The sequence below is a fragment of the Herbaspirillum sp. VT-16-41 genome (assembly GCF_001994935.1).
Taxonomy (GTDB): Bacteria; Pseudomonadota; Gammaproteobacteria; order Burkholderiales; family Burkholderiaceae_D; genus Herbaspirillum; species Herbaspirillum frisingense.
Map to the genome: position 1 here is coordinate 153,549 of NZ_MUXB01000101.1, position 21,389 is coordinate 174,937.

20 protein-coding genes and 1 tRNA gene are annotated in these 21,389 nt (G+C 61.4%); 14 read left to right on the forward strand and 7 right to left on the reverse strand.

What is annotated here, in order from left to right:
- Positions 1-69: 69 nt before the first annotated feature.
- The gene (gene aat / locus BTM36_RS11620) at positions 70-813 is read right to left on the reverse strand and encodes a leucyl/phenylalanyl-tRNA--protein transferase (protein WP_077236393.1); all 744 of its coding nucleotides are present in this window, start codon (positions 811-813) and stop codon (positions 70-72) included.
- 17 nt (positions 814-830) lie between these two features.
- The gene (locus BTM36_RS11625; RefSeq protein WP_077236394.1) at positions 831-1,397 is read right to left on the reverse strand and encodes an NUDIX hydrolase; all 567 of its coding nucleotides are present in this window, start codon (positions 1,395-1,397) and stop codon (positions 831-833) included.
- A gap of 200 nt (positions 1,398-1,597) precedes the next feature.
- On the opposite strand from BTM36_RS11625, the gene BTM36_RS11630 reads away from it, so the two are divergent.
- The 4 genes from BTM36_RS11630 (at position 1,598) to BTM36_RS11645 (ending at position 5,479) form a co-directional block, all read left to right on the forward strand.
- A tRNA-Met gene (locus tag BTM36_RS11630) sits at positions 1,598-1,674 on the forward strand.
- 627 nt (positions 1,675-2,301) lie between these two features.
- Positions 2,302-3,345: a glycosyltransferase family 8 protein gene (locus BTM36_RS11635; RefSeq protein ID WP_077236395.1), complete on the forward strand. Its 1,044-nt coding sequence runs from the start codon at positions 2,302-2,304 to the stop codon at positions 3,343-3,345.
- A gap of 566 nt (positions 3,346-3,911) precedes the next feature.
- Positions 3,912-5,039, forward strand: coding sequence for an acyltransferase (locus BTM36_RS11640; RefSeq protein WP_077236396.1), 1,128 nt, complete (start codon positions 3,912-3,914; stop codon positions 5,037-5,039).
- A 197-nt stretch (positions 5,040-5,236) separates the two neighbouring features.
- On the forward strand, positions 5,237-5,479 hold the full coding sequence (locus BTM36_RS11645; RefSeq protein ID WP_006464211.1) for a hypothetical protein: 243 nt from the start codon (positions 5,237-5,239) through the stop codon (positions 5,477-5,479).
- A 78-nt stretch (positions 5,480-5,557) separates the two neighbouring features.
- Here the strand turns inward: BTM36_RS11645 and BTM36_RS11650 are convergent, their stop codons facing one another.
- The gene (locus BTM36_RS11650) at positions 5,558-6,028 is read right to left on the reverse strand and encodes a response regulator (RefSeq protein ID WP_006464212.1); all 471 of its coding nucleotides are present in this window, start codon (positions 6,026-6,028) and stop codon (positions 5,558-5,560) included.
- Positions 6,029-6,511: 483 nt separating this feature from the next.
- On the opposite strand from BTM36_RS11650, the gene argE reads away from it, so the two are divergent.
- Positions 6,512-7,714, forward strand: a complete 1,203-nt coding sequence (gene argE / locus BTM36_RS11655) for an acetylornithine deacetylase (RefSeq protein WP_077236397.1) — start codon at positions 6,512-6,514, stop codon at positions 7,712-7,714.
- 75 nt (positions 7,715-7,789) lie between these two features.
- Here the strand turns inward: argE and BTM36_RS11660 are convergent, their stop codons facing one another.
- Positions 7,790-8,947, reverse strand: coding sequence for an MFS transporter (locus BTM36_RS11660; protein WP_077236398.1), 1,158 nt, complete (start codon positions 8,945-8,947; stop codon positions 7,790-7,792).
- A 92-nt stretch (positions 8,948-9,039) separates the two neighbouring features.
- Positions 9,040-9,696: a 7-cyano-7-deazaguanine/7-aminomethyl-7-deazaguanine transporter gene (locus BTM36_RS11665; RefSeq protein ID WP_077236399.1), complete on the reverse strand. Its 657-nt coding sequence runs from the start codon at positions 9,694-9,696 to the stop codon at positions 9,040-9,042.
- A gap of 179 nt (positions 9,697-9,875) precedes the next feature.
- Between BTM36_RS11665 and yddG the strand changes: the two genes are divergently transcribed.
- The gene (gene yddG, locus BTM36_RS11670) at positions 9,876-10,772 is read left to right on the forward strand and encodes an aromatic amino acid DMT transporter YddG (protein WP_077236400.1); all 897 of its coding nucleotides are present in this window, start codon (positions 9,876-9,878) and stop codon (positions 10,770-10,772) included.
- A gap of 7 nt (positions 10,773-10,779) precedes the next feature.
- Here yddG and BTM36_RS11675 read toward each other — a convergent pair whose 3' ends face one another.
- Both BTM36_RS11675 and BTM36_RS11680 read right to left on the reverse strand, forming a co-directional pair.
- On the reverse strand, positions 10,780-11,460 hold the full coding sequence (locus BTM36_RS11675; protein WP_254426982.1) for a hypothetical protein: 681 nt from the start codon (positions 11,458-11,460) through the stop codon (positions 10,780-10,782).
- A gap of 194 nt (positions 11,461-11,654) precedes the next feature.
- Positions 11,655-12,623, reverse strand: coding sequence for an SMP-30/gluconolactonase/LRE family protein (locus BTM36_RS11680; RefSeq protein WP_077236401.1), 969 nt, complete (start codon positions 12,621-12,623; stop codon positions 11,655-11,657).
- Positions 12,624-12,891: 268 nt separating this feature from the next.
- On the opposite strand from BTM36_RS11680, the gene hemN reads away from it, so the two are divergent.
- From hemN to ccoP, 8 genes are all read left to right on the forward strand, one after another.
- Entirely contained in the window at positions 12,892-14,343 is a 1,452-nt protein-coding gene (gene hemN / locus BTM36_RS11685) for an oxygen-independent coproporphyrinogen III oxidase (RefSeq protein ID WP_006464219.1), read from the forward strand.
- Positions 14,344-14,354: 11 nt separating this feature from the next.
- Positions 14,355-15,215, forward strand: coding sequence for a sulfite exporter TauE/SafE family protein (locus BTM36_RS11690; RefSeq protein ID WP_006464220.1), 861 nt, complete (start codon positions 14,355-14,357; stop codon positions 15,213-15,215).
- A gap of 2 nt (positions 15,216-15,217) precedes the next feature.
- A complete protein-coding gene (locus BTM36_RS11695; protein WP_077236402.1) occupies positions 15,218-17,758 on the forward strand; it encodes a heavy metal translocating P-type ATPase in 2,541 nt (846 codons plus the stop codon).
- The gene (gene ccoS / locus BTM36_RS11700; RefSeq protein ID WP_006464222.1) at positions 17,758-17,931 is read left to right on the forward strand and encodes a cbb3-type cytochrome oxidase assembly protein CcoS; all 174 of its coding nucleotides are present in this window, start codon (positions 17,758-17,760) and stop codon (positions 17,929-17,931) included. The genes BTM36_RS11695 and ccoS overlap by 1 nt, the downstream gene beginning before the upstream one ends.
- Before the next feature lie 175 nt (positions 17,932-18,106).
- A complete protein-coding gene (gene ccoN, locus BTM36_RS11705) occupies positions 18,107-19,534 on the forward strand; it encodes a cytochrome-c oxidase, cbb3-type subunit I (RefSeq protein WP_006464223.1) in 1,428 nt (475 codons plus the stop codon).
- Positions 19,535-19,546: 12 nt separating this feature from the next.
- Entirely contained in the window at positions 19,547-20,161 is a 615-nt protein-coding gene (ccoO, locus tag BTM36_RS11710; protein ID WP_006464224.1) for a cytochrome-c oxidase, cbb3-type subunit II, read from the forward strand.
- A gap of 4 nt (positions 20,162-20,165) precedes the next feature.
- Positions 20,166-20,360: a cbb3-type cytochrome c oxidase subunit 3 gene (locus BTM36_RS11715; protein ID WP_006464225.1), complete on the forward strand. Its 195-nt coding sequence runs from the start codon at positions 20,166-20,168 to the stop codon at positions 20,358-20,360.
- Positions 20,353-21,285 carry a cytochrome-c oxidase, cbb3-type subunit III gene (gene ccoP, locus BTM36_RS11720; RefSeq protein WP_006464226.1) on the forward strand — a complete coding sequence of 311 codons (933 nt, stop codon included), beginning with the start codon at positions 20,353-20,355 and terminating at the stop codon, positions 21,283-21,285. The genes BTM36_RS11715 and ccoP overlap by 8 nt, the downstream gene beginning before the upstream one ends.
- The last annotated feature ends 104 nt before the right edge of the window (positions 21,286-21,389 follow it).

Below are 21,389 nucleotides of genomic sequence, written 5' to 3' on the forward strand. Positions count from 1 at the left end.
CGGCCGGCCCCTGGAGTCAGGTTCCAATTTACACTATTTTGCCGGCTACAGTGAACAGCCGCGACCGGCTCAATCGCGTCGCGTCGCGGGGATGCCGCTTTCCAGCAGGTCCAGAGGCGCCCAGCCGCGAATCTGCGGCCACTGGATGGCCGCCCGCAGGTGGCGCAGGAAGTCGCTGCGGGCGATGGGACGTGCGCCGAGGGAGGCCAGATGTGACGTTTCCTGTTGGCAGTCGATCATGTCCACGCCGTGGCTGCGCAGGAAGAACACCAGATGCGCCAACGCCACCTTGGAGGCATCGCTTACCCGGGCAAACATCGATTCGCCATAGAACATGCGGCCAATCGATACGCCATAGGCCCCGCCGACCAGTTCGCCATTGAGCCAGACCTCGGAGGAGTGGGCGTAGCCGGCGCGGTGCAGGCCGGTGTAACCCTGCATGATCTCAGGGGAAATCCAGGTTCCCTGCTCATGTCGTCGCGGTCCTGCACAACCCTGCATCACTTGTTCGAATGCCGTGTCGAAGCTGACCTGCCACAGCCCGTCACCGTGACGGCTGCGTTCGATGCGGCGCAGGGTCTTCTTCAGGCTGTCGGAGACGACGAAGCGATCTGTATACAAGACCATGCGTGGATCGGTACTCCACCAGAGGATGGGCTGGCCTTCCGAGAACCAGGGGAAGATGCCGTGGCGATACGCCTCCAGCAGGCGTTGCGGCGACAGGTCGGCGCCCGCTGCCAGCAGGCCCGGCGGATCGGCCAGGGCGCGCGAGACATCGGGGAAGGGGGTATCGGGATCCAGCCAGGCGATCATCCGTGTGCTCCTGCGGATCAGATCATGCGGCGGCGGATGTCTTCGGTGTGCATCGTGAAGCTGCCTTCACCGCTGCGCAGCTTCTTGAGATCGGCAAAGAAGGCGCGCAGGGTGAACTCCACCGTGGGGAAGGCGATGTCCTGCCAGGGAATCTGCTCTTCTGTATAGAGGTCGACTTCCAGGCTCTCGATACCGGCCTGGTAATCCAGGTCCAGCAGGGTGGCGCGATAGAACAAGTGCACTTGGTGCACATGTGGCACGTTCACCAGCGAGAACAGTTCATGCAGCTGGATGCGGGCGCCGGCTTCCTCTTCGGTCTCGCGGCGGGCGGCGTCTTCGGTGGTTTCATCGTTTTCCATGAAACCCGCCGGCAGCGTCCAGTAACCCAGGCGTGGCTCGATGGCGCGCTTGCACAGCAGCACCTTGACCTCACCGTCCTGTTCCCAGACCGGGATCGAGCCGACGACCATCTTGGGATTCTGATAATGGATCGCCCCGCAATTGCCGCAGACGTAGCGCAGGCGCGTGTCATCGGGAGGAATCTGCTGGGATACTGTCTGACCGCATTCGGAACAGAATTTCATAGAGGCTCGGTTCTGGTGTCTGTATATATAGGTATGTATAGCGCCGGCAGCGGCATCCCGTGGCATCGGCAGCGCCCTTCGTGGCCTGCTGGAACTGCCGATGGAGGAGTGCCAATGCGGTTAGGAGTGTATCACTGTAAAAAGATTGCAGAAAATGTTTGCATTCCGATTTTACCTGCCCTATAATTGTTTTCTTCAGACGCGGGGTGGAGCAGTCTGGCAGCTCGTCGGGCTCATAACCCGAAGGTCGTAGGTTCAAATCCTGCCCCCGCAACCAAATCTCAGAAAACCGTTATCAGCCTTGGCCGATAGCGGTTTTTTGCTTTTTGGGCGGTGGGCTTACCATGTGAGCCACTTTACGCCTCAGATCAAAGTCCCTCGGTTGTACATCAATCGTTGCGGCGTCTTCTATTTCCGTCTCAAGACCAAGGAAAAAGACCGGAAGGTCAGTCTCCGCACGAAATGCCCGGTCACTGCTAATATTGTTGCCTTGCAATTAAATGCAGCCATTGAACGGGGGCGGGCAATTCAACAAACTTGATACTCCGTCGTCCCCAGTCTGGCAGGCTTAACTGATGCTCTGCAAAATGAGTTATCTTCTTAGTAATTGTTCAGTTATAAGCGGGATTATTTTCGACGCTAATTTAACCGAACTTTTTGTTTCTTGTTAACAAATCCTGCCCCGCAACCAAATAATCTAAGGCGTAAGCCTTTCGCTCTGGTCCCACCGCTTCTCCTCCTGTTCCCGACGTCGCCCTCCATTCTTGTGATTGCTATCTTCATTCTTGAGAGCTTTCCCAGGTTGCCGATAAGAAACTGAACAAGTCACTGCGAATTCATTCAATCTCCAACATGCGGTGCTAAGATCCGCCATCCATCCAGCCGCGAAGAAAGAGGGGGAACAATGACTCGCGAGCGTTCGACACTGCATATCGGATTTGGCGTAGACGAAAACTTCTTCCGTGGCGCCGGGGTCTGCATCGCTTCCATCCTGGACCATAATCCCGGCATGGATTTCGTCTTTCACGTCTTCGCCTTCGGCTGTAGCCAGGATAGTCGCGCGCGCCTGGAGCAGATGTCGCGCCAGCGCGGCGTACCCATGCTCCTGCATCTGCTAGACGATGCCGTGTTCGCGGGATATCGCCACAATCCGCGCAGCAACTATTCCAACGCCATCTTCACCCGCATCCTGATGCCGGGCGTGCTGGCGGGTATCACCGGACGCTTCCTCTATGTCGATTCGGATATCCTGTGCCGTGGTGACCTGAGCCCGCTACTGGAACTGGAGCTTGGCGAGCACGTGGCCGCGGCTGTGGCCGATGTGCATACCATTGCCCAGCGTCGGATCAAGGCCATGGGGCTGGGAGGCGGTTTCTATTTCAATTCGGGTCTACTGCTCATCGATGTTGCCAACTGGAATGCGGCTGGGATCACCGCACAAGCTATCGAACTGATCGGCAGCGGCCAGTACAGTCTCGACTATCCCGACCAGGATGCCCTGAACAAGGTGGCCGAGGGCAAGGTGCTCAAGCTGCATCCGAAATGGAATGTCATGTTCTCGCTGTTGGGAGAGTTGCGTTTTGCAAGGCGCAAGCTGAATGTGTCCGACGATGCGGTGATGCTGCATTTCGGCGGTCCGCTCAAGCCCTGGCATGGGTGGGCGCATGGGTGTGCAAGGGAGATGTTCGAGCGTCACCAGTGTGTTTCCGGCTGGGCCGATGTGCCACCTGACCGGCCCCGCACCTACAAGCAGATGCATCAATGCGCGACCTATCATCGGACCAACGGGCGCTTGCTGCAGAGCGCGTTGTGGTATGGCGCCTATCTTGGCAAGAAGACTGGTGCAATGCTCAAGGGCATGGTGGCCCCGTCATTGGCAAGCCTGCTGTTCTTGGTTGAACGCATGCTTGAGCTGGACGGATGGCGGCAGGTGCTGGTCGGGGCTTAAACCCGGGTAAGCAGGCGCCGAAGCCCGTCCGTCCTGGTGCCGCACCCCGTCTGGCAGGGGGCCAAACTGATGCATTTTGATGCACCTATAAGCCACTTTTTTGCTAGGGCAAGACTCTCTGCTGTTAATTGCTCGCCGAATTTCCCCCTGGGGGCGGTTTTCAGTGCAATTTAACAGGCAGGGGGCCAGTTTGGTTTTACTCGGTGTTTCTGAACGACAAGTCCTGCCCCGCAACCAAATACCAGAAAGCCGTTATCAGCGAAAGCCGATAGCGGTTTTTTGCTTTTCGGGCTATGTGCTTACTGAGTGAGCCACCTTTTGCCTCAGATCCAGGCCCCTCGGTTTTACGTCAATCGTTGCGGCGTCTATTACTTCCGCCTCAAAACCAAAGAAAAAATCCAAAGGTCAACCTCCGCACGAAATGTGCCGTGCCGTTGAAATCATCGAAAATGGCCCCGGAGGCAGGGCGCGGAAAAGGCGCGTTACCTGAGAGCTTGCTGTATGTAGTTCCGGGGGGCTTTTTGCGTCTACGCGCCCTGAGGATGGTATGAGTCAGTCGAGATTGCATGTCTGCAGGCCATTGGCTCGCAACCATGCGAAAATATTGCACATTAAAAATATCAAACTGTTCTCGCATGGGCTTAATTCGTGTTCTGTTGGCACTAGCGGTTGTTGGATCACACTTCAGCGCCATGAAAAATATGAGATTTGTGGGAGGGGAGGTCGCAGTTGAGGCTTTCTTCACGATTTCAGGTTTTTACATGGCGATGGTGATCGGAAAATATGACTCACTCCGAAGTTTTTGGAAAAGTCGTTATCTTCGCCTATATCCAACGTATTTTGTTTGCGCCGTTCTATCGTTCTTCCTGCTGAAAGAGGGCATTGTCTATTTCTACCAAATTTCAGCGGTACCGGTGGCGGCGGCAATCGTATTGCTATTCACAAATATCACTATTTTTTTTCAAGATGTTGTGATGTTTTTGGCAGTGCAAAACGGACATCTTGTTTTTACGAGCAACTTTTCCCAATCAAGCCCGCCACTGTATTCCTTGCTCTTCCTAGCACAAGGATGGTCACTTGGAAGCGAATTGACGTTTTATTTCTTGGCGCCTTTTCTGCTGGTGCGATCTGACCGTTGGCTTTGGATATTGGTTGGTTTTTCTTTACTGACGAAGCTCATTCTGGCTGTCGCCGGACTGAATTACGATCCATGGACTTATCGTTTTTTCCCTTCTGAGCTTGCTTTTTTCCTGTTGGGAAGCCTTTCGTATCGCATCTATAGTGCTCATCGGGTTCGTGTGTTCACTATCAGGGGGGCTTGGTGCATCTATACGTTAGTTCTACTGGCCATATGCCTGTTCCAGGCGGTTCCAATTACCTACCCAATTAAGCGATACGTTTTTTACGTCATCTTTATTCCATCTTTAGGGTTCATTTTTGATCTATTCAAACAGTCGAAATTGGACACACAGATGGGTATGCTTTCTTACCCATTGTATTGCTCTCACCCATTGGTATTGAGCTACTTCTTCCCCATTGTTCTCGGCTGGCATCCAGGCGGGACTTTCTTTTCCACATGGGCAGCTTATGGGGCAAGTATTAGCTTGGCATTGGTGGTTTATTGGCTTGTAGAGGTACCGGCTGAGCGATTTAGGCATGGGTACATTCGGAAAAGAGAAATCACTCGCGACTAAAAATAGAACGCTTCCGATTTTCTTTGCGAGGAGTTTTAGGACCATATGACTTGCTCCCCGAGATTACTAAGGTAGTGATGTAGATTTTGCCTCAGAGAAAAGCTCGCCTCCTACCCAGTTCGTGGCCCGCCTGAGGCGCATCGCGTTCATGTTAGGATTTGCCCCCAACCTTCATTCTTCACGAAAGAGAGATGTCCATGTCGGAACAGGATCCCTGGATCACCCGCGCCGAAGAGCTCAAGACGCAGATGGAAGCGCTGCTGGTGGCGCAGCTTGAGGAATATGAACAGATGACGGTCAAGCTCGAACAGTGGAAGCAGAATCCCGGCGGTTCGTGGTTGACCGAGCAGGATTACCAGCCCTGGCAGGAAGCCCTGAAGAAGCTGGAAGCGGCGCAGCGTGACTTCGATGCGCACATCAGTTCGCGTGTGAAGAAATAAGCTGACTCCTGCGCCAAGCGCAGACGGACGCCGTGACCATACCTCGTCACGGCGTTTTCGTTTCTGCCTTGGTCCGATTCAGGACTTGAGCGCATCATCTTCCCTCGCACCGCAGGTCGGGGTGGAGCGCCGTCGGCGTCGCTTGCTCCAGCGGCGGGCGCGGTCAACCACGACTTCCATGTATTGCTGGCTGGTCTCGGGTTTGAGCAGGTATTCGACGGCGCCGGCTTCGATCAGGTCAGGCATTCCGGGTGGGTAGTCGCTGTCCGGGAAGACCACGATAGGTACGGCGCGGGTCGCCCGCCCCGACTTCATGGCCAGGATGAAATCCAGACCATTGTTTTCCATCATGGCCGGGTCGAGGAAGATCATGCCCGGCAGTACGCGGTCACTTTCCCGTCGGCCGCCCGACAACAGGCGCTCGATGGCGGCGTCGGCCTCGTCATACCATTGCAGCACGCAATGGAAATTGTTGCGCCAGAGCGCAAAGCGCGCCAGCTCTACTGCTTCGCCGTTCGACTCTATCATCAGTATGATCGGCGGTTTCATGATCTCGTCCTTCTCTGCAAGTGACCCTGATCACCGTTGCTGCGCCAAGGAACGATGGTTGCCTCTGCGGGCGTTTCTCCTGGCGTCTAACTTCAACTGCAGTCTGACAAAGATGAAGGGAAACTCATATCATGATTTTCCTGATGAGGCGTCTCTGTCGCTGCGATGACATTGGCCAACCAGTGCCGCGTGGTTCCCGGTTTGTGGGAAAGCGAGGATGTTCGGGTGGCGAGCCAAGGCCGCGATTGCAGTGTAAGCTGTTCGCTTCGAGCAGCGACGCCTCACGATAGAGTCGATCAAGCCAGTCCCATGCTATGGGAGGCGCGGTGTGGCGCAAACGCCCCGGCTCCAGTGCGCAGGGCGCCGGCCCAGTGGCGGCCCGTGGTGGCACGGGGCTTGCTGCATTTCAATGGGACGCCGGAGGCCGCTTGTCCTTCCTGCAGGCAGCCCGGTGTTCCGGATTTGAACAGGCAAAACATCATCATGAACGCACCATTGAAAACAGCCGCTTCGGAACCGACGAAGCAGACGCTGGATATCCTCAAGACCCTCATCGGTTTTAATACCATCAGTCGTGAATCCAACCTGGGCCTGATCGAATGGGTCCGCGATTACCTCGAACGCCAAGGCGCCGTCACCCGCCTGACCTACGACGCCGAACGGCGCAAGGCCAACCTCTTCGCCACCATTGGCGATGCCGGGCCAGGCCGCTTCGGGACCGTCTTTTCCGGGCATACCGATGTGGTGCCGGTGAAGGGGCAGAACTGGGATACCGATCCCTTTGTGGCACACGTCGCGGATGGCAAATTGTTCGGTCGCGGCGCGTGTGACATGAAGGGTTTCATCGCCGTCTGCCTGGCACGCCTGCCCGCCATCGACCAGGGCCGCCTGCAGACGCCATTGCACTTTTCCTTCTCCTACGATGAAGAGGTGGGCTGCCTGGGGGTGCGCGAACTGCTGGCCGACCTGCAGCAGAATGACATCAAGCCCACTGGCGTGATCATTGGCGAGCCGACCATGATGCAGCCGGTCATCGCGCACAAGGGCAAGCGTTCCTACCGCTGCTGCGTGCATGGACATGCGGCGCATTCGTCCTGTCCGCATCTGGGCATCAACAGCATCGACTACGCCGCGATGATGCAGTTGAAGATTCGTGAAATCGCCCTGCGGGTGCGCAACTCCGAGGTGCAGGACTACGACTTCGATGTGCCGTATTCCTCCATCGTGACCACCCTGTCCAATGGCGGCAATGCGCCCAACATCATCCCGGACAAGGCCGAGTTCGTCTTCGAACACCGCTTCCTGCCGGGCATCGACCCGGCCGAGGTCTTCGACGAAGTGAAGCGCTATGCCGAGCAGGAAGTGCTGCCACAGATGCAGATCGAGGGCGCGCAGGGGCGTATCGAGTTCGAGACCCTGACCGCCTATCCCGGCATGAGTACGCCGGCCGATGATCCCCTGGTGACCTCGGCGTTGCGCATTCTCGGCAGCGAGCGGGCGCGCAAGGTGGGCTTCGGGACCGAAGGCGGCCTGTTCGGCCAGGCCGGGATGCCGGCGGTGATCTGCGGGCCGGGCGACATCGTCCATGCCCACAAGCCCAATGAATTCGTCACGCTGGAACAACTGGCGCGTTGCGAGAGTTTCTTCGACAACTTCATCGCTTCAGCGCATCTGGCTCCGGTCTGAACTGTCCGGCATGGTGAAAAAAAGGCGCTTGGCCCGGTGTGTGGGGCAAGCGCCTTTTTTGCGTGGCGAGCGTGCTCAGGTGGCGGTGCGCACGCGCTTGTCCAGCGAGGCGGAGAAGGCCACGGTGGCCAGACCCAGCAAGGCGAAGACCGAGCCGATCAGGGGCAGGTCGGTCAGCGGCAGGCCGGCCGAGATCGCCAGGCCACCCACCCATGCACCGGTGGCATTGCCCAGGTTGAAGGCACCCTGATTCAGGGTCGAGGCCAGATTGGGGGCACCGCGGGCGGTATCGAGCACCCGGATCTGCGCGCCCGGTACTACTGCGAAGGCGAATGCACCCCAGGCAAACATGGTGACCAGCGTGGGCCACTTGTAATGGCTGGTGAAGGAGAACAGGCCCAGCACGATGGCGATGCAGAGGAACACGGCGCACATGACCGGCATCAGTTTCCAGTCGGCCAGCTTGCCGCCGACCAGGCCGCCGACGGTGATGCCGGCGCCGAACAGCAGCAGCACCCAGCTCTCCTGTTGCGTGGTGAAGCCGGTCACGTCCAGCAGGATGTAGGCGATGTAGGTGATCACGCTGAACATGCTGATCGAGGCCAGCGTCGAGGTCAGCAGCGACAGCTGTACCCGGGTATCGATGATGGAGCGGAACTCCTGGAAGATATTGCCACCCTGCATGGGGATTTTCCTGGGCAGCATGGTCCACAGCATGATGGCGGCCAGTACGCCGATGCCGGTCACCACGCCGAAGGTGGAACGCCACCCGGCTGCGTGACCGAAGGCCGTCCCCAGCGGTACGCCCAGGATATTGGCCACGGTCAGGCCGGTGAACATCAGCGCCACTGCCTGCGCCCGCTTCTGCGGCGAAACCAGTTCGGCCGCCACCACCGAGCCGATACCGAAGAAGGCCGCGTGGCAGAAGGCCGTGACCACCCGGGCCACCATCAGGAACACATAGTTGGGGGCGACCGCGCACAGCACGTTGCCGAGGATGAACAGGCACATCAATCCCACCAGCGCCTGCTTGCGCGGCCATTTTGCCGTGAGGATGGCCAGGATGGGCGCACCGGCCGCCACGCCCAGAGCATAGCCTGACACCAGCATGCCGGCTGCGGGCGCCGATACGCCCAGGTCGCGTGCCACGTCGGGCAGCAGGCCCATGATGACGAATTCGGTGGTGCCGATGCCGAAGGCGGCAACAGCAAGGGCAAACAGGGGCCAGTTCATGCGCATTCCAGGTGGGAGAGGTGAAGAAAGGGCGCGACGTGGAGGTCGCGCAAAGCCGCCAGTTTACCGTCCTATGGGATCGCCTGCAGGACTCAGGCCGGATCGGCCGCCAGCGGACGGGCGAACCAGCTCTTCAACACCGACATCAGTGCCCCATAGGCGGGCAGGAAGAACAACAGGCTGATGGCGATCTTGAAGCCGTAATCGACCAGCGCGATTTCCACCCAGTGCGTGGCCATGAAGGGATCGCTGCTGCGCCAGAAGGCAATCGAGAAGAAGGCGACGGTATCGCTGGCATTGCCGAAGATCATCGACACCGAGGGCGCCAGCCACCAGTGGCGCGAGGCGCGCAGGCGGTTGAAGACCTGTACGTCCAGCACCTGCCCCAGCACGTAGGCCATGAAGCTGGCTGCCGCGATGCGTGCGACGAATACGTTGAAGTGCGCCAGCGCGCCGAAACCCTGCCACTGGCCCATGTAGAACAGCGCGGAGATGCCGTAGGAAATGAACAGCGCCGGCAGCATCACCGCGAAGATGATGCGACGCGCCAGGGCAGCGCCGAAGAAGCGAACCGTCAGGTCGGTGGCCAGGAAGATGAAGGGAAAGCTGAACGCACCCCAGGTGGTGTGCAGCCCGAAAATGGACACCGGCAATTGCACGAGGTAATTGCTGGAAGTGATCACCAGCAGGTGGAACAGCGAAAGCCAGGTCAGCACGGCCGCGTGGCGGCGCAAGTCGAGAGTCGTCATCAGAACCTTTTTGATGGATGGGGGTGAGGGAACCCATGGAACAGAGGCCTGGCCCTAAATTAAAACGGCTGAACCAGACACGGAAGGGGCAAGATTCTAGCATAGTGCCGCCTCTGCCCGCCGGCCTGGCCGCATGGCGGCGCGCTTGAGGTACACTTCTGCGCTTTTGGGCAGGTGCAATGAACAGCAACAAGGCAACCCTGATCGGATTGACCGCCGTCGTTCTCTGGAGCGCCATCGTCGGCCTGATCCGTGGCGTGAGCGAACATCTGGGCGCCACCGGCGGGGCGGCAGCGATCTATACGGTGGCCTCGGTGATCCTGCTGGTGTCGGTGGGTTTTCCGCGCCTGTCCAGCTTTCCACGCAAATACCTGCTGTGGGGTAGCGTGCTGTTCGTGGCCTACGAGTTATGCCTGTCACTGTCGATCGGTTACGCCCATAGCGGGCGCCAGGCCATCGAGGTGGGCATGGTCAATTATCTCTGGCCGACCTTCACCATGATTGCGGCCATCCTGTTCGGCGGGCAGCGGGCCAGCCTGCTGGTGGTGCCGGGCTTTCTTCTTTCCATGCTGGGGATCTGCTGGGTGCTGGGTGGCGACCAGGGGCTGGACGTGGCCGGCATGCTGGTCAACATCCAGGACAATCCGCTCAGTTATGGCCTGGCCTTCGCCGGCGCTGTCATCTGGGCCGCCTACTGCACCGTGACGACCCGCATGGCCGGCGGCCAGAACGGCGTGACGCCGTTTTTCATGCTGGTGGCGCTTGCCTTGTGGGGCAAGTTCCTGCTGGGCGGTCATGGCGGGGAGATGTCATTGAGCCTGCCGGCGCTGGTCTACCTGCTGCTGGCGGCGGCCGCCATGGGACTGGGCTATGCGGCGTGGAACGTCGGCATCCTGCACGGCAAGGTGACGGTGCTGGCGGGCGCGTCCTATTTCATCCCGGTGTTGTCGTCGGCCCTGTCGGCGCTGCTGTTGCAGGCACCGCTGCCGGCCTCGTTCTGGGTCGGCGCGGCGCTGGTGTGTGCCGGTTCCATCCTGTGCTGGCGGGCCACGCGCAGCCAGGCTGGTGTGGCCTAGGTCCGGATCAGAACCTGTAGCTCACGCCGATGCGGACGACCGGATACAGGTTGTAGCCATGCACCTTATCGCTGAGTTCTGCGTTTTCCGCTGCGACGTCGGTGGCCAGCCGGGCGCACAGGGCAGCGGTGGCGTTGCATCCCGAATTGCTGACCGAGGTCGAGGCATTGCCCTGGAACATGACCCCCAGATCAGCCGTCACGCCCCAGCCGCGGTTGGGCGCTGCGGCATTGCCATAGCCCAGGCCCAGGTAGGGCGCGAACTTCTTGAAATCGATGCGGCCATCCACCTGGCCGGCCTGGGCCGCCGTATAGACATTGCCGTTGATGGTGTAGATGCCGTTGGCCTTGGGCTTGCCGGTGGCGTCGATCTTGTTGCCGTTGTAGATCACACCGCCCGAGAGGCGAAAGCCGTTGTAGAAGGGGAACCAGTCCAGCAAGGCATCGAAGGTGCGCAGCTTGGCCCGGGCGTCGTAATCGACGTCATTGGTGCTGGAATTGAACGAGTAATCGAAGTAGTTGACACCGAAGCGCGCATTGAGCTGCTGGGCCAGCGGGACGCTCAGGTGAACGCCCACGCCGGTGGTGCCGACCTCGCCGCTGAGACCGAGGTTGGCGGCATGAACACTGCCCAGGCTGGCGACGCCCAGGCCGATGAGGCAAGCACAGGAAAGATGAAGACGGTGCACGAAGAATCCCCCGGGATAATGGAAAAGTGATGGTTCAGGCAGATGCAGACCTGACCATCGCAGCCTATGGTTGAGGGGGAGAGGGTGTAAAGCGCGACAGTGCCGAAAAGCAATGAAAGGGAAGCCCCGGCACACGGTCGCGTTCCCTTTATGCCACAGTGCGGGCTCGCTTCACCCGGCTTGATGTCGCTTCGTCAACCCGGCCGGCGGGCGCCATTGACGGCCAGGTAGATCGCATACAGCGAGGTCGTGGCCGTGATGAACAGGCGATTGTGCCGCGGCCCGCCGAAGCAGACATTGGAAACGACCTCCGGCACCCGGATCTTGCCCAGCAGGCATCCGTCCGGCGCGTAGCAGTGCACGCCGTCGCCGGCGCTGGTCCAGACATTGCCCAGCGCATCGACCCGGAAGCCGTCGGCCAGGCCGGGCGTGATCGTGGCGAAGACACGGCCGCCGCTGAGCTGACCATCGTCGCCGACGTTGAAGACGCGGATATGGTGCGGCCCGTCGGCGCGATGGGTGCGGCCGGTGTCGGCGATGTAGAGCCGCTTTTCATCGGGCGAGAAGGCCAGCCCGTTGGGGCGTTCGAAATCTTGGCTGACCAGCGTCAGCGCACCGCTCTGGCCGTCGATGCGATAGACGTGGCAGCCACCGATCTCGCTGTCGGCCTTGTGGCCTTCGTAATCGCTGTCGATGCCATAGGCCGGGTCGGTGAACCATATCGAACCGTCCGACCTGACCACTACGTCGTTGGGGGAATTGAGACGCTTGCCCTGCCAGTGCGAGGCCAGCACCGTGCGGCGCCCATCATGCTCGGTGCGCACCACGGCACGCGCGCCATGCAGGCAGCCTACGATGCGGCCCTCGCGGTCCAGGGTATTGCCGTTGTTGTAGTCGGAGGGCTGGCGGAACACGCCGGCCCCTGCGCCTTCCGACCAGCGCAGCAGGCGATTGTTGGGGATATCGCTCCAGATCAGTTCATCGGTGGCCGGCAGATAGACCGGGCCCTCGGTCCAGCGACTGCCCCCGTGCAGGCAGTCCAGGCGGGCGCTGGGGACGATCAGGCTGGAAAAGCGGGGATCGCAATGTTCGTAGGGGGTGGTCGGCAGGCTGGAGGGTATGGGGGAACAGGTGGGCGAAGCGGCGAGCGAAGGGGTGGTCATGGAGTCTCCTTGGTCTGAAGCCTGTCGTGATTGCAGGGCGATACTATGCTGGACAGGATGATAACCCGTGGCCATGCCGCGTCAGAAAAGGGACGGGACGGACGGCAGAAGCAGGACCTGGCTAGCCCTTTGATGCATATCAATGTAGTCCGGGTATGAAGTGACTATCCTGCAAGCTCCAGTCAATACCAGCTCGCCCGGTGGGCTCGCGGCCCAGCGCATGTGCGCGCCGCGTCAGTCCGGCGCGGCGGCCGGCCAGGAGCATCGCATGCAAGTCGCCCATCCGTCCACCCTGCATCCTTCCGCCAGTCTCGCCGGCATGAACAAGAGCGTGCTGCGCAAAATGGACCAGCGTGGCCCGCGTTATACGTCCTATCCCACGGCCGATCGTTTTTCCAACGACTTCGCCGTGACTGACTACCTGCATGCGGTCTCCGACCGTCGCAGCATGAGCGCCTGGCGCGCCTTGTCGCTCTATCTGCACATTCCGTTCTGCGACACCATCTGCTACTACTGCGCCTGCAACAAGATCGTCACCAAGAACCGCTCCAAGGCGGCGCTCTACCTGAGCTACCTCAAGCGCGAGATCAGCATGCAGGGCTCGCTGTTCTCGGGCATGAACCAGGTCGAGCAGCTGCATTTCGGGGGCGGTACGCCGACCTATCTCTCGGACGAACAGATGTCGGACCTGATGGACCACATCCGTCATTGCTTCGCTCTGGCACCTGATCACGTGGGGGAATACTCGATCGAAATCGATCCCCGTACCGTGTCGGTGGAACGCATCCACAAGCTGCGCCAGCAGGGCTTCAATCGCGTCAGCCTGGGTGTGCAGGATTTCGATCCGGAAGTGCAGCTGGCGGTGAACCGCGTGCAATCCGAAGAACAGACGCTGCAGATCATCCAGGCCGCGCGTGACGCCGGCTTCCGTTCGGTCAGCATCGATCTGATCTATGGCCTGCCCAGGCAGAACGTGATGTCGATGTCGCGCACGCTGTCCAAGGTGATCGCCGCCAGCCCCGACCGCATCGCCGTCTACAACTACGCGCACATGCCGCAGCTGTTCAAGACCCAGCGCCAGATCAAGGAAGACGAATTGCCCAGCGCCGACAGCAAGCTGGACATGCTGTCCCTGTGCATCCGCCAGCTGACGGCAGCCGGCTATGTCTACATCGGCATGGACCACTTCGCCAAGCCGACCGACGACCTGGCCATCGCCCAGCAGCAGGGGCGTCTGCACCGCAACTTCCAGGGCTATTCCACCCATTCCGAAACCGACCTGGTGGCCTGCGGCGTCTCGGCCATCAGCGCCGTTGGCGGCAGTTACAGCCAGAACGAAAAGACCCTGGACGACTACTACGCCCGTCTGGAAAACTCGACCCTGCCCATCGCCCGCGGCATCCAGCTGGGCATGGACGATGTGCTGCGTCGCCTGATCATCCAGCGCCTGATGTGCAACTTCGAGCTGTCGATCAATTCGCTGGAAATCGCCTATCCCATCGTCTTCCGCGAATACTTCGCCACCGAGATGGAAAAGCTGAAGCAGCTGGAAGAAGACGGTCTGATCAAGATCGAACCCGAGTGGATCACCGTCGAACCCAAGGGCCGCCTGCTGATCCGCAATATCTGCATGGTCTTCGACCGCTACCTGACGCAGGATCGCGAGAAGGCCGCGAGCCAGAACAAGGACGCACCACAGCGCTATTCGCAGACGGTCTGAGTGGAGTCGACGTGAACCTGCTACCGATCTTCCTGGTGGGCCTGATGGGTAGCGTCCATTGCATCGGCATGTGCGGCGGCATCGTCGGTGCGCTCAGTTCGGCAGGTCCGGGCCGGGCCGCGTCGGCGCGTACACCGGTCACGCTGTCGGCCTCCGCACTCGGCGCGGTTGAGCCCGGGGCTCTTCGCCGTGTCATTCCCATCCAAATTGCGGGCGGTAGCACTGGCACCGTCCCGGTCTTCACGCAGGACCTGGTACGTGTGTTGAGCTACAACCTCGGTCGGCTCTCCAGCTATGCGCTGGCAGGTGCCCTGGCTGGTGGCATCGCAGCCGGGCTCTTGCGGGGTGCGGACGTGCTCGGCTGGCTGGCACCGGCGCAGACGGCCGCCTATGTGATGACCAATCTCGTCCTCGTTCTGCTTGGGCTGTACCTGACCCAATGGTGGACGGGCATGACCCGCATCGAACAGCTGGGCAGCGGCCTCTGGGCGCGCCTGCGTCCGCATGCGGCACGCCTGGTGCCGGTCGATACGCCCCAGAAGGCCTTGCTGCTGGGCAGCCTGTGGGGCTGGTTGCCCTGCGGGATGGTCTACAGCGCCTTGCTCACTGCCCTGATGGCCGGTAGCGCCGTGCAGGGTGCGCTGACCATGCTGGCCTTCGGCGCCGGCACCCTGCCGGTGTTGCTGGCGGCGGGTTTGTCCGGGGCACGCCTGCGGCAACTGGCGTCACGGCCGGCAGTCCGCCGCGCGGCCGGCGTGATCGTGCTGGCATTCGGCATACTGGGCTTGCTGCGTGCCGCCGAGATCGGCGGCATGGGCATCGCCCGTGGCTGGATCGATGTGTTCTGCATCACGCCAGGACATGGAGCTTGAGTATGAACGGCAGCGATAAGGGCGACGGGAGCGGGGAGGGGAACCTGTGTTTCCACTGTGGTCAGCCGGTACCGGCCGGGGAGGCCTGGCCGCTGCAAATCGGGGGCCATACGCGCGCGATGTGCTGCGTGGGTTGCCAGAGCGTGGCCCGTCTGATCGTCGATAGCGGGTGTGAAGATTTCTACCTGCGTCGCACGGTGCCCTCGGCACGCGTCGATCCTGAACAGTTGCTGCCACCGGAACTGGCGTTGGTGGACCTGCCCCTGCAGGCGCAGCATCACGACGCCCCCGATAGCCAGGACCAGGCCGCAGAACTGGTGCTCTCCATTGATGGCCTGCGCTGTTCGGCCTGCGTCTGGTTGATCGAAAAATACCTGGCGCGTCTGCCCGGCATCCATATGGCTGAGATGAACGTCGCCAGCGCCCGTCTGCATATCCGCCGTGATCCGGCGCTGTGCCCCACCTCCGTCATCCTGCGCGGTCTGCGTGGCCTGGGCTACACCGCCTATCCCTTCGACCCCTTGCGCCAGGGCGAGCAGGCCAGGCGCGCCTCGCGTCGCCTGTTCCGGCAATTGTTCATCGCCGGACTGTCGATGATGCAGGTCATGATGTACGCCGTGCCGGTCTACATGACGCATGAAGGCATCGATCCCGACATGATGTCGCTGATGCGCTGGGCCAGCCTGTTCCTGACCATTCCTGCCGTGTTCTATTCGGCCCTGCCTTTCTTCACCGGTGCCTGGGCCGGCCTGCGTGCGCGCGCACCGGGCATGGACCTGCCGGTGGCCATCGGCATCGCCGCCGCCTTCGCTGGCAGCGCCATCGCCACCTGGCGCGGCGAGGGAGAGATCTGGTTCGACAGCGTGAGCATGTTCATCTTCCTGCTGCTGGCCAGCCGCTATCTGGAGACGGCGGCGCGGCGCCGTTCGGCCTCGGCGCTGGAGCGCATGCAGCAAGCCTTTCCGGCGTCGGCCCTGGTGCTGGGCGGCTATCCGCAACAACGCGACACCACGCTGGTGGCAGCCGCGCAACTGCAGCCCGGCGATGTCATCCTGGCCCGACCGGGCGACACCATCGCGGCCGATGCCAGCCTGATCGAAGGCGAGACCGAACTGGACCTGGCGCTGCTCTCCGGCGAGAGTCGCCCGCAGTCTTTCCAGCCTGGCCAGGAGGCCCCCGGTGGCGCCGTCAACCTGAGCCAGCCGGTGTTGCTGCGGGTAGTGCGCACTACCCGCGACAGTACCCTGGCCGCCCTCACGCGACTGGCGGAACAGGCCGGGCAGGGCAAGCCGGCATTGGCGCAGTGGGCGGACCTGGTGGCTTCGCGCTTCGTGGTCGCCCTGCTGTTGCTGGCGGCGGCGACCTTCCTTGCCTGGCATCTGATCGATCCCTCGCGCGCCTGGGCCACGGCCATTGCGGTGCTGGTGGTGTCCTGTCCCTGCGCACTGTCACTGGCCACGCCCTCGGCGCTGGCGGCGGCGACCGACCGGCTGCTGCGCGAAGGCACGCTGGTGGTGCGCGGCAATGTGCTGGAAACCCTGCAACGCGCCGATACCATCGTCTTCGACAAGACCGGCACCCTGACCCAGGGGCGGCCGCAACTCACCGCCTTCTGGAGTGAAGCGCCGCAGTCGCGGATGCTGGCGATGGCCGCCGCCATGGGGCGTGGCAGCCTGCATCCGCTGGCGCGCGCGCTGGTGCAGGAAGCGGTGGAGCAACAGGTCCGGCCGGTCGACGTCACCATGCTGGAATCGGTGACCGGGGCCGGCATGCAGTGTCAGATCGACGGCGTGATCCACCGCATCGGCGCGCGCCGCTTCGTCGCCGACATCGCGGGTGACGCCCTGCCCGTTGCCCTGAACCAGCCGGTGGCAGCCGGTGCCGGCGCGGTGTACCTGGGCAGCAGTGCCGGCTGGCTGGCGCGCTTCGACCTGGCCGATGCACTGCGGCCCGATGCGGTGGCCACCGTGGCCGCGTTCCGCAGGCTCGGGTTGCGCACCATTCTTCTCAGCGGCGACCAGCCCGAGGTGTGTGCCGACGTCGCTGCCGCAACAGGCATCAGCGACGTGGTCGCCGGATGTACGCCGCAAGGCAAGCTGGACTACGTGCGTCAGTTGCAGCAGGGCGGGGCGGTGGTGGCCATCGTCGGCGATGGCATCAACGATGCGGCCATGCTGCGTGCCGGCGATGTCTCCTTTGCCATGGGCAAGGGCGCGGCGCTGGCGCAGATCAGTGCCGATGCCGTGATCATGAGCGACCGCCTGCAGGCCGTGGCCGATTGCGCCGGCATGGCGCAGCGGACCATGCGCATCGTGCGGCAGAACCTGGTGTGGGCCACCCTCTACAATTTCCTGGCCATTCCGGCCGCTGCCTTCGGCCTGCTCGATCCGTGGATGTCGGCGGTGGGCATGTCGCTCAGTTCGCTGCTGGTGGTGGGCAATGCCCTGCGTCTGAGCCGCCGCGCACGCGGCCCCGGGCGCGTTGTCGACGAGGCCTCCAGTGATGTCGCAGCGCCCGCGCCGGCGCTGGCAGGAGGTGTCTGATGGAAGCGCTCTACCTGCTCATTCCCTTGAGCACCCTGCTGGTGTTCGTGGCGATCTGGATCTTCTTCCGCGCCTCCGATAGTGGTCAGTTCGATGACCTGGAAGGTCCGGCCATGCGCATCCTCCATGACGACGATGCCGTCCCCGGCAAGGATGCTCCAGGCGCGCCCTGAGTCCTTCCTTCAAGCCTGTACCTGGGGGCAGATATCGTCTTTTTCCTGCGTTTTTCCTGTTGTTTATCCGTCTTTGTTTTCATGCTTCTCCCCGCTTTGATACACGTCAATGCCCCAGGGGAACTCGCCCCGTAAGCTCGCGTTGATCAGTACTCAACATAGTGGGGAGAGTTTCGTGAGCAAAGAAAATAGCTACAACTACAAGGTTGTGCGCCAGTTCAGCGTGGCGACCATCCTGTGGGGCGTAGTCGGCATGCTGGTCGGCGTGTTCATCGCCGCCCAGCTGGCATGGCCCGAATTGAACATGGGGATTCCCTGGCTGAGCTTCGGCCGGCTACGTCCCTTGCATACCAACGCTGTCATCTTTGCCTTCGGCGGTAGTGCGCTCATGGCAACCTCGTACTACGTCGTGCAGCGTACCTGCCAGGTACGACTGTTCTCCGACTTCCTGGCCGCCTTCACCTTCTGGGGCTGGCAGGTGGTCATCGTCGGCGCGGCGGTCTCGCTGCCGCTGGGCTTCACCCGTGGCAAGGAATACGCCGAACTGGAATGGCCCCTGACCATCCTGATCGCCGTGGTCTGGGTCGCCTACGCCGTCGTGTTCTTCGGCACCATCGTCAAGCGCAAGGTGCAGCACATCTACGTGGCCAACTGGTTCTACGGTGCCTTCATCATCGCCGTGGCCATCCTGCACATCGTCAACGGCATGACCATGCCGGCGACCATGACCAAGTCCTACTCCATGTACAGCGGCGCGCAGGATGCCATGATCCAGTGGTGGTACGGGCACAATGCGGTGGGCTTCTTCCTGACCGCCGGCTTCCTGGGCATGATGTATTACTTCATCCCCAAGCAGGTCAACCGTCCGGTCTATTCCTACCGCCTGTCGATCGTGCACTTCTGGGCGCTGATCTTCACCTACATGTGGGCCGGTCCGCACCATCTGCACTACACCGCACTGCCTGACTGGACCCAGTCGCTGGGCATGGTGTTCTCGCTGATCCTGCTGGCACCGTCCTGGGGCGGCATGATCAACGGCATGATGACCATGTCGGGCGCCTGGAGCCAGCTGCGCACCGATCCCATCCTGAAGTTCCTGGTGGTGTCGCTGTCCTTCTACGGCATGTCGACCTTCGAAGGTCCGATGATGGCCATCAAGACCGTCAATGCCCTGTCCCACTACACCGACTGGACCATCGGCCACGTGCACTCCGGTGCCCTGGGCTGGGTCGGCTTCGTCACCATGGGTGCGATGTACTACCTGATTCCGCGTCTGTCGGGCAAGACCCAGATGTGGAGCAAGGACCTGATCGAGATCCACTTCTGGGTCGCCACCATCGGCATCGTCCTGTACATCGCCGCGATGTGGATCGCCGGTGTCATGCAAGGCCTGATGTGGCGCGCCGTCAACAGCGACGGCACCCTGACCTACACCTTCGTGGAAAGCGTCAAGGCGACCTATCCGTACTACGTCATCCGTCTGATGGGTGGACTGATGTACCTGTCCGGCATGCTGGTGATGGCCTACAACACCTGGCGCACGATGCGCGGCACCGAACTGGCCGTCGCACCGATTCCTGCCGTGACCAACGCTGCGCACTGATTTGGGGGAAATATGAAGTTTTCGCATGAATGGATCGAGAAGAACCCCTGGCTGCTGATCGGCCTGGTGCTGCTGGTGGTGAGCGTCGGCGGCCTGGCCGAGATCGTGCCGCTGTTCTTCCAGAAATCGACCACCGAGCCGATCGCCGGCCTGAAGCCCTACTCGGCGCTGCGCCTGGCGGGCCGCGACGTGTACATCCGCGAGGGTTGCTACAACTGCCACTCGCAGATGATCCGTCCGTTGCGTGCCGAGACCGAGCGCTATGGCCACTATTCCGTGGCGGGCGAATCGGTCTACGACCACCCCTTCCAGTGGGGTTCCAAGCGGACCGGTCCTGACCTGGCCCGCGTCGGCAGCCGCTACAGCGATGAATGGCATCGTGCCCACCTGCACAACCCGCGTGACGTGGTGCCGGAGTCCAACATGCCTGCCTACCCGTGGCTGGAACAGACCAAGCTGGACAACTACGACATCGTCTCGCGCATGAAGGCCTTGAAGCGCATCGGCGACCCGTACACCGAAGAAGACATCAAGAACGCCCCGGCCGAACTGGTCGGCAAGACCGAGCAGGATGCGCTGATCGCCTACCTGCAGGGCCTGGGCATCCTGATCAAGGCGGAGAGATAAGACCATGATTGAAATGATTACCGATCCACGCAGCCTGATCACGCTGATCAGTTTCATCACCTTTGCCGGCATCCTGTGGTGGACCTACGTCGGCCACAAGCCCGCCGATTTCAAGCAAGCCGAGATGATTCCCTTTGCCGATGGCGATATCGGCCAGCCGGCTGCGGAAGGCGTCGACAAGGAGGTGCGCCATGGCTGATTTCACCAATGGTTTCTGGAATATCTGGATCATCGTCCTGACCGTGCTGGGCATCGCCGGTTGTGCGCTGCTGCTCTGGCAGCAGTCCAACTGGAAGGTCAAGAAGGGCGACCAGCCGGTCGCCGGGTCCACCACCGGCCACGTCTGGGACGAAGACCTGAGCGAACTGAACAACCCCCTGCCGCGCTGGTGGATGTGGCTGTTCTACCTGACCATCTTCTTCTCGGTCGGTTACCTGGTCGCCTATCCGGGCCTGGGCAACCTGCCCGGTACCCTGGGCTGGCGCTCGACCGGCGAGCACGATGCCGACGTCAAGGCCGCCGAGGCCAAGTACGGTCCGCTGTTCGAGGGCTTCATGAAGCAGGACCTGAAGGAGGTCGCCGCCAATCCGCAAGCCCATGCCATCGGCGAGCGCCTGTTCCTGACCTACTGCGCGCAGTGCCACGGTTCGGATGCCCGCGGCAACAAGGGCTTCCCCAACCTGACCGACAACGACTGGCTGCATGGCGGCACCCCGGAGATCATCAAGGAAACCATCCTCAAGGGTCGCCATGGCGTGATGCCTCCGATGGGCGCCGCAGTGGGCAGCGACAAGGATGTCGACAACGTGGCCAACTACGTGCTGAGCCTGTCCGACTCGGCCCATGACCCGATCAAGGCTGAACTGGGCAAGTCCAAGTTCGCCGCCTGCATGGCCTGCCACGGTCCCGGCGGCAAGGGCAACCAGGCACTGGGCGCGCCCAACCTGTCGGACAAGATCTGGCTCTATGGCGGCAGCATCGACACCATCAAGGAAACCATCAACAAGGGCCGTGACAACACCATGCCGTCGTTTGGCGAGTTCCTCGGCGAACCCAAGGTGCATGTTCTGGCCGCCTATGTGTGGAGCTTGTCCAACAAGCCCAGCAATGCAGCCGCCAAGTAAGCCGTCTTGACGACGTGACGTCATCCGCCGCCGGGACTGACGCAGACAAAGATCTGCGCGCTCCCGGCGGTTTCGTGAAAGGCGCTTCTCACCACAGTCTGGAA